Below are 11,744 nucleotides of genomic sequence, written 5' to 3'. Positions count from 1 at the left end.
GGGGCATGCCAGAGTCGACCGTTCCGGATGCCCCCCAGCCCGCCACAGATCTGAATCCCTTCATTCCTGTTCCATCCGGACCCAAACGGGTGCGCACGCGTCATTTTCAGAACGCCAAGCAGCAGGGCATCCCGATCACGGGTCTCACCAGCTACGACATGCTCACGGCCCAGATCTTCGACCAGGCCGGCATAGACTTCCTGCTCGTGGGCGATTCGGCCGGAAACAATGTGTTCGGCTACGAGACGACCCTTCCGGTCACCGTCGACGAGCTCATTCCGCTCACCCGGGCCGTCGCGCGCGCTGTCACCCGCGCGCTCGTCGTCGCGGACATGCCGTTCGGTTCGTACGAGACAGGCCAGACGGAGGCCCTGCACACCGCCGTGCGTTTCATGAAGGAAGCTCAGGCACACGCGGTCAAGCTCGAGGGCGGGGTGCGCAGCCACAAGCAGATCAAACGCATCGTGTCCTCGGGGATCCCGGTGATGGGTCATGTCGGTTTCACCCCGCAGAGCGAGCACGGCCTGGGCGGGCACATGATCCAGGGCCGCGGCACGGCCGCGGACCAGCTGATCGAAGACGCCCTCGCTGTGCAGGACGCCGGCGCGTTCGCGGTCGTGCTCGAGATGGTGCCGGCGTCGACGGCGGCGCTGGTGACCGCTCGGCTCGAAATCCCCACCATCGGTGTCGGTGCAGGGCCCGACGTCGACGGGCAGTTGCTGGTGTGGACGGACTTCGCCGGCATGACCGAGGGCCGGGTGCCCCGGTTTGTGAGGCAGTACGCCAACCTGCGCGGCGTGCTGACAGATGCCGTACACCGGTTCAAGGACGACGTCGACTCCGGCGCCTACCCCGGCCCTGAGCACAGCTACGAGTAACGCGGAGGCGGCCGGGACTACCGGTCGTCCTCGGCCTCCTCGGCCGCCCACTTGGCGCTGTTCGCGCGCAGTTTCTCCAGCGCGTGCTCGGCCTCGTCACGGGTGGCGAATGGACCGACCCGGTCCGCGGACGGGGACTGCATTCCCTGCTCGACCGCGCCCGTGCGCATGTTGTACCAGTACTGATGCTCGGTGTCTTGGGACATAGGCTTGATCCTATGCCTAAGGATTCAGTTGGTCACCTCCTCCCGGGAACGGTTTCACCGCTCCGCTCCGTTCCCCGCCACATCGTGCGCCCGGAGTACGTGGGGAAGGAGATGCCCGCGCCCTTCACGGGATCGGATGTGTATCCCCCCGAGCGCATCGCGCTGATCCGTGAATCCGGCCGGATCGCCGCGTCGGCCATCGAAGCGGTGGGACGGGCCATCCGCCCCGGTGTGACGACCGAGGAACTCGACCGGATCGGTCACGAGTTCATGATCGAACGCGACGCCTACCCGTCCACGCTCGGCTACCGGGGCTACCCCAAATCGCTGTGCAGCTCCGTGAACGAGGTGATCTGCCACGGCATCCCCGACGACACCGCTCTCGAGCACGGGGACATCGTCAACATCGACATCACCGCCTACAAGAACGGTGTGCACGGCGACACGAACGCCACCTTCATCGTCGGCGACGCCCCCGATGACGTGCGGCTCCTGGTCGAGCGCACCCGGGAAGCCCTCGCCCGCGGCATCAAGGCCGTCGCACCCGGGCGTCAGGTCAACGTGATCGGACGCACGATCGAGTCCTACGCCAAGCGGTTCGGCTACGGGGTCGTGCGCGACTTCACCGGCCACGGCGTCGGAGAAGCCTTCCACTCCGGCCTGATCATTCCGCACTACGACTCCGCTCCCGTCTACGACACCGTGATGGAGGTCGGCATGGTCTTCACGATCGAACCGATGCTGACCCTCGGCGGGACCGACTGGGACATGTGGGCGGACGACTGGACGGTGACGACCCGGGACAAGAGCATCACGGCTCAGTTCGAACACACCCTCGTGGTGACCGAGCGTGGCGCCGAGATCCTCACCCTTCCCTGACAACCGGTAGGTTTTGACTATGAGTTCAACCATGGCCATCGGCATTGACATTGGCGGCACCGGCATCAAAGGGGCGGTGGTGGACCTGTCCACGGGCAAGCTGCTGTCCGCTCGGGTGAAGCTGCCCACACCCAGGGGCGGCCGCCCGGCCGACATCATCGAGACCACCCGGGCCCTTCTGGCCACGGTGTCCGCCGAGGAGGGCGCCGGCGCTGTGCCGGTCGGCATCTGCTTCCCCGCCATCGTGAAGAACGGTCACACCATGTCGGCCGCCAACGTGTCGGACAAATGGATCGGCCTCGCCGCCGAGAAACTGTTCGAGAAGGGCCTCGGCCACCCCATCCACTTCGTTAACGACGCGGATGCCGCCGGTTACGCCGAGTCCCAGTTCGGCGCCGCGAGGGGGGTCGACGGGGTTGTCATCATGACGACCCTCGGCACGGGCATCGGAACGGCCCTGCTCAACGACGGTGTCCTCGTGCCGAACACCGAACTCGGCCACCTGCAGATCGAGGGCGTCGACTACGAGACGAAGGCCGCATACTCCGCCAAGGAGCGCGAGAACCTGAGCTGGGAGAAGTGGGCCGGCCGCCTGCAGAAGTACTACTCCACCGTGGAGGCGCTGTTCTCCCCGGACCTGTTCATCGTGGGCGGCGGAGTGTCCAAGCACCACCAGGAGTTCCTGCCGCTGCTCCGACTCAAGACGCCCATCATTCCAGCCGTACATCGGAACAACGCCGGCATCCTCGGCGCCGCCGCCCTGGCCGTCAAGCACGGGGTCTGAGTTCGCTCGAATCATTCGCCACGACGGGGAGGGTACAAAAAGATCCTCCGGGCGGCAGGTGCCGCCCGGAGGATCTTTTTGTGTCTGCTGGGGAATGGGCCGGCTATTACGCCGGGTTCTGTCCCGGTGCCGAAGCACCCTGGACGGCCATCTATCTCGGGACTACGTTGCCGCAGCCCTCTAGCGGTCTACCCGGAAACTCGGCGAGCCGCCTTATCGTTTCCTGTCTGACCTTGCTCCGGACGAGGTTTACCTAGCCGACCAGGTCACCCTGGCCTCTGGTGGTCTCTTACACCACCGTTTCACCCTTACCTCCGGCCGAAACCGGAGGCGGTCTACTTTCTGTGGCACTGTCTCGCGGGTTGCCCCGGGTGGGTGTTACCCACCATCCTGCTCTGCGGAGCCCGGACGTTCCTCGGCATCCGCTGACCCGAAGGGCACCGGATGACGCGACCGTCTTGCCGACCCATTCCACAGTCCAGAGTACAGTCCGTGGGGCGGGCCGTGCTCCACCTAGATGCCGGACTCCTCCGTGCGCACCAGAATTGCGCCGCAGTCCGGGCAGAACACCACGTCATCGGCCGGTGAGGAGCGCACTGCGTCGAGGTCGCTGCCGGTGAGCGTCATCGTGCAGCCGCTGCAGGTGCGCGCACGCAGCAGCGCTGCGGCGTTGCCCCGCCCGGTCACGAAGCGCTTCTCATAGAGAACGGCGAGGTCCTCGGTGATGCTGCCCGCGACGACCGCCCGGTCCCGGCGGAGTTCGCCGAGCTGGCGGGTCAGATCGGCGAGAGCCTCGTCACGCGAGAGTTCCGCCGACTGGATCTGCTCCCCGATCGCGTCTCGTTCCGCCTCGACCGCAGCCACAGCCGCCTCGCGTTCTTCGAGCCGTTCCATCACGGCGATCTCGATCTCCTCGAGGGCGAGAAGGCGTTTCCGCAGGGAGGTCAGTTCCGTTTCCAGCGCCTGCACATCCTTGACGGAGGAGGTGTGCTGAACCCGTTCGGAATCGCGCGCGATGCGCTTCTCGACCACCTCGACGTCGGACTCGATCCGGGCCAGTTCGGTGCGGACGTCGTCGCGTTCGCCCGCTCGTGTGCTCAGTGTCATCCGGGTGGTGTCAAGCAGCTTCGAGAGTTCCCGGAGCTCGGTGTGCTGGGGAAGCGCTTTCGTCTGGTGCTCGACCTGCTGCAGCTTGATGTCGAGGGCCTGAAGCCGGAGAAGCTCCTTCTGTGCTACGGGAGATGCCTTCACGATGTCCTGACCTTTTTTTCGATTAGTGAGAATGAACGAGCGTTGGGGGTGGATCCGAAGTCCATCGGCAGGCTACTGCACAATCAGGAAGTCCCAGGGATCCGTGCGCAGGGAGCTGCAGGTCACGCGCACACCGGGAAGGAGCGCCCGCAATTGGTCCGCGGCCGGTTCCAGCCACAGCCACTCGCTGGCCCAATGCGACACGTCGATCAGAGCAGGCGTGCCACCGTTCAGCCCGGCCTGTTCGCGTGCCTCCGACGCCGGGTGGTGTCGGAGGTCGGCGGTGATGTAGACATCCGAGGCCCGCACCGATGGATGCGCGAGGAGGGAGTCCCCGGCACCGCCGCAGAGCGACACGGTCTCGATCAGGCTGCCGTACTCCCCCGAGGCGCGCACTCCCGATGCGGTCGCCGGAAGGATCTCGGCGACACGGTGGGCGAGCTGGCCCAGAGTGATCGGCTGCGCCAGCCGTCCGACGCGGCCGATCCCGGTTCCCGGCGTGGCACCGGCGGTGATCGGGCGGGCGTTGACGAGGCCGAGGCGGGTGGCCAAGACGTCTGAGACGCCGTCCACCACGACGTCCGCGTTGGTGTGGGCGGCCAGGAGCGCGCAGTCGGCTCGGATCAGCCGGGCGAGCAGGGCGCCCTTGTACCTGTCCTCGGCGATCGACGTCACTCCGCGAAGAAGCAGCGGATGATGGACCAGAAGCAGGTCGGCACCGAGCTCAACCGCTTCGTCGACGGTCGCGGAGACCGCATCAACGGCCAGGTGGATCGTTTCGACCGGTTGGGCGGGGTTGCCGGTCACCAGTCCGGGGGCGTCCCAGTCTTCGGCACCGGACAGCGGCCACAATTCATGGATGATCCGAGTTACATCGGCGAGCGAGACGGGCACCTCGCAAGCTTACCGGTGACTGGGCTCTGCATCCTCCTGGGGCCCCGGCCGGACCCGGCGCAATACCTGGCTGCCAGACCATCATTTCGGCCTCGGTGCGAACGAGAGCGCCGTCACGGCCAGCAGGACCAGAACGAGACCCGCCCAGCCGGACGGGGCCAGACGCTCGCCCACGACCAGGATCGCCAGTACCGTGGCCACGAGCGGTTCGATCAGGGTGATGCTGGTCGCCGTGCTGCCGCGGACCGTACGCAGACCGTGGCCGAACAGCAGATAGGCCACGAACATGGGGCCGATGATGAGGTACGCGGTCACGCCCAGGCTGCCCGCGCTTTGGAGCAGCGGAGCACCCGTGACCGCCAGGACGGGCACCAGGCACACCGCCCCTACCCCGAACAGGGCTCCGACGGTGGCCCGCGCACTGTGCCCGGCACCGATCACCCGGTGCGACGCATGGGTGTACAGCGCGTAGCTGAGTCCGGCCAGTAGCCCGAGCAGCACTCCGAGCGGGGCATCGGAGGCCCCGGGGCCGGTCGCGTGCCCGCCGACCAGTAGGGCTGTGCCGGTCAGCGCCGCCAGAGTGCACAGGGCCCAGCGCCTCGTGACGCCCCGTCGCTCCGCCAGGAAGTCGATGCCGGCTGCGAACACGGGCGCCGACCCGAGAGAGACGACGGTTCCGACCGCGACCCCGGCCAGGTGCATCGAGCTGTAGAACGCGAGCGGGTAGACGACGATGCCGGCGATGCCGGCGACCAGCCAGGAACGGATGGAGCGGTCCCGCACGACCTGCCGGGCGCTTCGGGCCGACAACAGCCAGAGCAGGGCTCCACCGCCGGCCATGGTCGCTGCCCCCGTCGCGAGGGGGCTGACGTCGGCAGGCAGAAAGTGCGCGGCCGTACCCGTCGTGCCCCAGAGCAGTCCGGCCAGGAGGATCGGGATGACGCCCGCCTGGCGGGCGGGCGCACGCGGCGTCACCGTCACCATCCCAGGCTGCCCGGGGCCCCCTTGAACGGTCCGACCACCCGGGACGTGATCCAGCCGCCGTAGAAGTCTCCCCGCTGCGGCTCCACCCGTTCCCCATTGACCGTGCACCGATCCATCCGGCCGGGGTACAGGGCGATGCGATCGACGAGCTCCTCGAAGCCACGCGTCGGAGACGGGTAATACCAGGCCGCGGATTCCTCGATACGTCCCGGTACGACAACGCTCAGGTAAGACGCTTCGCCCTTGTATTCACAATAGGAGCGGCCCGGGGCAGGTTCCAGGCTGCCGGCCCGGAACGCTGCTCGGGGCAGGTAGTAGACGGGAGGGTGGCTCGTTTCCAGGACCCGCACCGTGTCAGTGGTGTCGGCGATGACCAGACCGCCGAGCGAGACGACGACCCGGTCGGAGCTCTTCTCCACCCGGGGCGGCCTCGGATAGTCCCACACGGATTCCTGACCGGGGCCGGGCACGACCCGGCCGATGTGACGCGGCTTCATCCGGCCAGCGTACCGGGTGAAGCCGGACGAATCGGGGCCGGTGACTCGACCTCTCGGCGGTGCAACTCCGCACCGAAAACGGCGGCCTGGGTTCGGCGCTTCATCCCGAGCGTGCTGAGCACGCCGGAGACGTAATTCTTCACGGTTTTCTCCGCCAGGTCGAGGCGCTCGCCGATTTGCCGGTTGGTCAGTCCGCGGGCGATCAGATCGAGGACCTGACGCTCCCGCATGGTCAGGTCCCGGGCGGCCGGGTCCCCTTCTCGCACCCCCGGCGAGGCACCCACGCGGTCGGCCATCAGGGGGATCAACAGCGACTCCCCCCGGGCCGCTCGGCGGATGGCGTCGACGAGACGATCACCGCGGATGTCCTTGAGCACATACCCGGAGGCACCGGCCAGAACCGCCGCACGGGCAGCCTCATCGTCGTCGAAGGCCGTCAGGATCAGGCACCGGACACCGGCATTTCGGGAACGGATGTCCCGGCAGGCGTCGACGCCGCTGCCGTCCGGCAGCCGCAGGTCGAGAACTGCCACGTCCGGTCGTGTCGCGGCCACCCTGGCCACCGCCTGCCGCTTCGTTGCCGCCTCCCCCACGACCTCCAGGTCACCCTCGGCCCCGATCAGGTCAGCCAGACCGCGGCGCACGATTTCGTGGTCGTCGACCAGGAATACGCGGATCATCGGACGGACCCGTCGGACAGGTCGGACAGGTCGGCGAGGCTCGCCGTCCAGATCAGGCGGGCGCCGCGCGGCCTGCGGTCGGTGAGCGAGAGCATCCCCTGCCACCGCTCCGCTCGCACCGACAGGCCGGCGACACCGCTGCGCCGAGTCGAACCGGTCAGGCCGACCCCGTCGTCGCTGATCTCGACCCTGAGCGTTCGCGCGGTCACCGACACGCTCACCCACGTCTCCCCGGCCCGGGCATGCCGGAGGACATTGGTGAGTCCCTCCCGCACGACGGCGTGGACGTCGTCGGCCATCGCGTCAGGAACGAGCAGGTCGATCGCACCGGAGAAGGCCAGCATCGGCGGCCGGGGGAACAAGGGTCGGAGTTCCTCGAGCAGGTCCAGGATGCCGCGGCGGACGGACGCCCGCCCGGTGCGTTCCGGTGCCGTCAATCCGAAGACGGCGGTGCGAATCTCCGCCATGACGACATCCAGGGCCCGCGCTTCATTCATCAGGCGCTGACGGAGGGCCTGATCCTCGGTCAGCCGACCGACGGCCTGCACGCCGAGTCCGGCCGCGAAAATGCGCTGGATCACCTGGTCGTGCAGGTCTCGGCCGATCCGGTCCCGATCCCGTTGGATCGCCCGGCGCTCCCGGTTGGCGTACCCGGAGTCCAGGCGGAGCGCCCTGCCGGCCAGCCGGGCGAATTCCGAGGCTGCCGCGAGTTCAGCGACGGTGAACGGCGTCGCCCCGCGGGCACGGGAGGCGGTGACGGCCACGACCGGGCGTTCCTGCCCGGCCAGAGGAACGACCATCGTCGGTCCGATCACGACGGCGGAATCCCTGATCACCGGTTCACCGGGACAGACACCGTCATTCGCATCGCCGTCGGGCCCGTCAATCAGGAACGGTCGACCGCCGTCGAACGCGCGCCCGGATAATCTGCGCGTCGACGAGAGAACCAGACCGGTCATGTTCCGGGCTCGGGGGCCTCGCGCGGCACCAACCCGGATGTCGGCACCGGTCTCCGGCACATTCTCCGAGTCGCCGCACAAGGGCACGATCGCGCAGGTCAATGCGGCATTGGATGCCCCTGAGATGCAATCTGTCAGCACCCCCAGCCGGTCAGCACCCGGCTCGGCCAACAGCGCGTCGACCAGATGCGCCGCCGCAGCGGCCCACCGCACCCGCATTTCACGACTCGGGACTGCATGGAGGGCGCTTTCCCTGCCGTCGTGCCCGTGGTCCTGCACGGTGAGAATAGGGTTGTGGGGCATGGCCGGTGTCCGCCTCTCGTCTGATAGCGGGGAGTGTACCCGGATAGGACCTTCGGCCCTGTCCAGACGCCGCCGACACTGGCAACCTGACGGACGTCGAGCGGTGCGGTGCAATGTCCCAGAGAGCAGGAGTTCCTTGTCATGGTCGAAAAAGTGATCGTCGCCATTGACGGAGGCGCGGCCAGCAAGGCCGCCCTGGAATGGGCTCTCGATCGGGTCCAGACGATCGAACGGACTCAGGGCACTCCCGTCAGCCTGGAGCTGACCGCCGTGGTGGAACTGGGCTGGTCTCCCGCGGGTGGGCCGAGCTACGACATCCAGCCTGCCTATGAGCGTGCACTGGCCGACGCCGTCCGCCGGGTCGAGCAGGTGGCCCCCACGTGCCGGAAGACCAGCTACATCCGCCATGGGGTGCCGATCGACGAGCTGGTGCGCGCGTCCGCGACCGCCGACCTACTGGTCATCGGAACCCGGAAGACCGGCGTCCTCACGGGGAGTGTCTTCGGAACCCTGCCCCTTCGCCTCGCCGCGCACGCCGCCTGTCCTGTCGTCGTCGTCCCCACGAACTGGCAGGCGCGCAGCGGCCACATCGTGGTGGGGATGGAAGATGACGTCACAGCCCTGGTTGCCGTGGACTTCGCGGCGCGTGAGGCCGAAAGATTCGACCTGCCGCTGGACATCGTGCACGCCTGGTCCATCCCCGCCACTGTCGCGGTCGAGTACGGCGCGGTTCTGCCCTACGACGAAATGCGAGACGCCCACGGACGAATCCTCTCCGGGTCGACCCGGCGAGTCCGAGACGCCCACCCCCGGCTGCACATCAGTGAAATCCTTCACGAGGGGTCATCCGCATCCGTACTCGTCGACGCTTCTCGAACGGCCACCCTCCTCGTCGTGGGCACCCACGGCCGGGGCACCCTGGGCAGCCTCTTCCTCGGTTCGGTCAGCCACGACGTGCTCATGAACCTGCCCTGCCCGGTCGCGGTGATCCCCCGGCCTGCCGGCGAGATCCCCGCGCCGGAATCGGCCGCCGCCGGTGCGCAGCAGTGAGCACCCATCTAAGTCGGAGCGGACGGATCGCTCCCCGTGCTCGGTGTCTCGCATCCGCGACCCCTGACTCAGCCGGTGCTACGAAGGCACCGGTCTACGAAGGCACCGGTCTACGAAGGCGCCGGTCTACGAAGGCACCGGTCTACGAAGGCTCAGAACCAGGCTGGGGCCTCACCCGGATGACGGCGACCGGGCACGGCATGGTCAGAACGATCACGTGACTGACCGAGCCCAGCCAGAAGCGGGAGAATCCGTGTCGTCCGTGGCTGCCCACCACCAGGAGTCGCGCGCCGGCTGCGGCGGTGACCAGGGCATCCACTGGCAGCCCGAGGTCGAGCCGAAGGTTCAGATCCAGGTCGGGGTAGCGTTCCGCCAGACCGGCAACCGCTTCGGCCAGAACGAGGCGGTCAGCCTCGTCGGGCTCCATCGGCCAGTCGATCATGGCACTGTCCTCGGTCCAGGGGGCCGGCGCGCTCCAGCAGTACAGCGCGGTCAGGCGTTGCCCCAACCGGTCCGCCTGCTCGGCAGCGAACTGCACGGCGGCCAGGGAAGCCTCCGACCCGTCCACCCCGACGACGACGCCCGTGCCGGGCGGGTCGTCGCGCTCGGGCACGACGACGACGGACCCAGCGGCGTGGGCGGCGATTTGGGCCGACTGGGTGCTGAAGACATACTCCCGAAATCGGCCCAGGGCATGCGAGCCCACGATCAGAAGCTCGGCGCCGACGGCCCAGTCAGTGAGAGCCCCGGTGGGTGAGCCCTCGAGCACCGTGGCGTGAAGCGTCAACTCAGGGGCGATGCCGGCAGCCTCCTCAATCTCCCGGGCCAGGAGGAGTTCGGCCTGCTCGCGCGCCGTGCGCAGGAAACCGGCCGGGGAAGTGCCGAACGTCGCGTCCACGACGTGAACCAGTTCGACCTCGAGGCGCCGGGGACGCGCATAGTCGATGGCCCAGCGCAGGGCCGCCCGGCCGGCCGGGCGGCCGCTCATCCCGACCACAACACGATTGTCCACGACGGCCTCCTCCGCTCCCCGGCACAGCGGGCAGATCGAGGTTCAGCGTGACGCGCGACCGCCCGTCCAGGTAGGGCCGAAAGTCCCGGTTGACACACCGTTCTCCGGTACCGATGTCACCGCTGCCGCCACGGCGCTGTGGCAGGTTCAGTAGTCGAACTCGTCGAACTGAGGAGAGTCCAGACCGTCGCCCGTCCACGACGCGCGCCCCGAGGCGGTACCGGCGAGAGCCTTGAGGCGAAAGGTGTGCACGGTGTCCGCTTCGACGAGGTCCGGGTGGACGGATTCGGCGCCTACGCAGGTCATCCCGCCCGGTGCACCGATCAGGATCTGGGTCCGCGTGAGTGTTCCGGATTCGCCGATGATCGGGAGGTCGACGACATCAACCTGGCTGCGGCGGGCGAGAGCTTCGGCATAATGCATCACAGCGTCTGCGAGTTCATCGCCCGTCACGACCGACCCGCCAGGATGGGAAATACGCTTCATGGGGAACCCTTGCCTCGTCACGAAAGAAACACGTGCTGCCAGGGTCCGGGGCGCACCCCAATTCTAGACCGCCTGGTGCCTGAACGGGCCAGAATATTCAGGCGGCCAGGTCTCGGGAAGACCGGGGTCAGGAAATCGGGCGCAGAGGACCGGGTTCAGAGGGCGAGCGTGCGGTTCACAACCTGTTCCGCGACCTCGACCAGAGGCATACCGTTGTTGCGGGCATAGTGACGCAGGAGGGTGAAGGCTTCCTCCATGTTCACGGTGTGGGTGAAGGCGACGACGCCCTTGGCCTGCTCGATCAGCACACGACTGCTGAGCGCGTGCTGCAGTTGGACGCGGGCAAGGTCGCTCTCACGGATGGCGCGTTCCTGAAGGATGCCGATCGTCGCCGTGTCGGCCAATGCCTGCACGGTGCGCAGGTCCTCGATCCCGAGACCGCCGAGATGGTCCCAGAAGAGATTGAGCGATCCGATGGTCGTGGCCCGCAACCGCAGAGGAACGGAGTGCATCGACTTGAAGCCCAGCTCGAGGGCGCCCGCCCGGAAGCGGGGCCAGGCCGGGGCGACGACGTCGAGGTTGGGGATGGCCACCGGCTTACCGCTCGTGTAGCACTCCACGCACGGCCCATTTCCGGCCCGCAACTGGAGGATCTCGATCAGGCGGCTGCGCTCATTGGTCGACGCAACGACTTCGAGGTCGTTGTCACCTCCCGCGGACAGGATGATCCCGACCGCGGAGGCTTCGAAGAGGGTGGCACACGTCTCCACGAGGGTGTGCAGCAGGTCGACGACGTCGTACCCGACGACAAGCGTGTCAGCCAGCGTGACGAAGGTCTCTACCAGCTGACCTTCACGTGTCCTGGTCACCATATTTCCATC

At 67.7% G+C, this 11,744-nt stretch carries 14 protein-coding genes and 1 other RNA gene; 4 read left to right on the top strand and 11 right to left on the bottom strand.

What is annotated here, in order from left to right; translation table 11 throughout:
• Positions 1 to 5 precede the first annotated feature (5 nt).
• On the top strand, positions 6 to 878 hold the full coding sequence (gene panB / locus E3T49_RS02990; protein WP_134423338.1) for a 3-methyl-2-oxobutanoate hydroxymethyltransferase: 873 nt from the start codon (positions 6 to 8) through the stop codon (positions 876 to 878).
• Between the two features lie 17 nt (positions 879 to 895).
• Here panB and E3T49_RS02985 read toward each other — a convergent pair whose 3' ends face one another.
• Entirely contained in the window at positions 896 to 1,084 is a 189-nt protein-coding gene (locus E3T49_RS02985) for an SPOR domain-containing protein (RefSeq protein ID WP_134423336.1), read from the bottom strand.
• A gap of 12 nt (positions 1,085 to 1,096) precedes the next feature.
• Between E3T49_RS02985 and map the strand changes: the two genes are divergently transcribed.
• Both map and ppgK read left to right on the top strand, forming a co-directional pair.
• Positions 1,097 to 1,963, top strand: a complete 867-nt coding sequence (gene map / locus E3T49_RS02980) for a type I methionyl aminopeptidase (RefSeq protein WP_134423334.1) — start codon at positions 1,097 to 1,099, stop codon at positions 1,961 to 1,963.
• 19 nt (positions 1,964 to 1,982) lie between these two features.
• Entirely contained in the window at positions 1,983 to 2,747 is a 765-nt protein-coding gene (gene ppgK / locus E3T49_RS02975; protein WP_134423332.1) for a polyphosphate--glucose phosphotransferase, read from the top strand.
• A 91-nt stretch (positions 2,748 to 2,838) separates the two neighbouring features.
• Here the strand turns inward: ppgK and rnpB are convergent.
• The 7 genes from rnpB to E3T49_RS02940 form a co-directional block, all read right to left on the bottom strand.
• Positions 2,839 to 3,216, bottom strand: an RNA gene (rnpB, locus tag E3T49_RS02970) — RNase P RNA component class A.
• 44 nt (positions 3,217 to 3,260) lie between these two features.
• Positions 3,261 to 3,998: a zinc ribbon domain-containing protein gene (locus E3T49_RS02965; protein WP_134423330.1), complete on the bottom strand. Its 738-nt coding sequence runs from the start codon at positions 3,996 to 3,998 to the stop codon at positions 3,261 to 3,263.
• Positions 3,999 to 4,070: 72 nt separating this feature from the next.
• Positions 4,071 to 4,892: a Nif3-like dinuclear metal center hexameric protein gene (locus tag E3T49_RS02960; protein WP_134423328.1), complete on the bottom strand. Its 822-nt coding sequence runs from the start codon at positions 4,890 to 4,892 to the stop codon at positions 4,071 to 4,073.
• An 81-nt stretch (positions 4,893 to 4,973) separates the two neighbouring features.
• On the bottom strand, positions 4,974 to 5,876 hold the full coding sequence (locus E3T49_RS02955) for a DMT family transporter (RefSeq protein WP_134423326.1): 903 nt from the start codon (positions 5,874 to 5,876) through the stop codon (positions 4,974 to 4,976).
• Complete coding sequence (locus E3T49_RS02950; RefSeq protein ID WP_134423324.1) at positions 5,870 to 6,373, bottom strand: DUF427 domain-containing protein; 504 nt, start codon at positions 6,371 to 6,373, stop codon at positions 5,870 to 5,872. Before E3T49_RS02950 ends, E3T49_RS02955 begins: the two co-directional genes overlap by 7 nt.
• Positions 6,370 to 7,053: a response regulator gene (locus E3T49_RS02945; protein ID WP_134423322.1), complete on the bottom strand. Its 684-nt coding sequence runs from the start codon at positions 7,051 to 7,053 to the stop codon at positions 6,370 to 6,372. The genes E3T49_RS02950 and E3T49_RS02945 overlap by 4 nt, the downstream gene beginning before the upstream one ends.
• Positions 7,050 to 8,231, bottom strand: coding sequence for a sensor histidine kinase (locus E3T49_RS02940; protein WP_166785452.1), 1,182 nt, complete (start codon positions 8,229 to 8,231; stop codon positions 7,050 to 7,052). The genes E3T49_RS02945 and E3T49_RS02940 overlap by 4 nt, the downstream gene beginning before the upstream one ends.
• Before the next feature lie 225 nt (positions 8,232 to 8,456).
• Between E3T49_RS02940 and E3T49_RS02935 the strand changes: the two genes are divergently transcribed.
• The gene (locus E3T49_RS02935) at positions 8,457 to 9,365 is read left to right on the top strand and encodes a universal stress protein (RefSeq protein ID WP_134423318.1); all 909 of its coding nucleotides are present in this window, start codon (positions 8,457 to 8,459) and stop codon (positions 9,363 to 9,365) included.
• A 142-nt stretch (positions 9,366 to 9,507) separates the two neighbouring features.
• Here E3T49_RS02935 and E3T49_RS02930 read toward each other — a convergent pair whose 3' ends face one another.
• The 3 genes from E3T49_RS02930 to E3T49_RS02920 form a co-directional block, all read right to left on the bottom strand.
• On the bottom strand, positions 9,508 to 10,377 hold the full coding sequence (locus E3T49_RS02930) for a universal stress protein (protein ID WP_134423316.1): 870 nt from the start codon (positions 10,375 to 10,377) through the stop codon (positions 9,508 to 9,510).
• A gap of 147 nt (positions 10,378 to 10,524) precedes the next feature.
• Complete coding sequence (locus E3T49_RS02925) at positions 10,525 to 10,863, bottom strand: hypothetical protein (protein ID WP_134423314.1); 339 nt, start codon at positions 10,861 to 10,863, stop codon at positions 10,525 to 10,527.
• A 155-nt stretch (positions 10,864 to 11,018) separates the two neighbouring features.
• Complete coding sequence (locus E3T49_RS02920; protein ID WP_134423312.1) at positions 11,019 to 11,735, bottom strand: GAF and ANTAR domain-containing protein; 717 nt, start codon at positions 11,733 to 11,735, stop codon at positions 11,019 to 11,021.
• Between the last annotated feature and the right edge of the window lie 9 nt (positions 11,736 to 11,744).

This window comes from Cryobacterium cryoconiti (assembly GCF_004403065.1).
Classification (GTDB): domain Bacteria; phylum Actinomycetota; class Actinomycetes; order Actinomycetales; family Microbacteriaceae; genus Cryobacterium; species Cryobacterium cryoconiti.
Note: the sequence above shows the minus strand (reverse complement) of the source record. Positions and strands in the feature narration are given on the sequence as shown.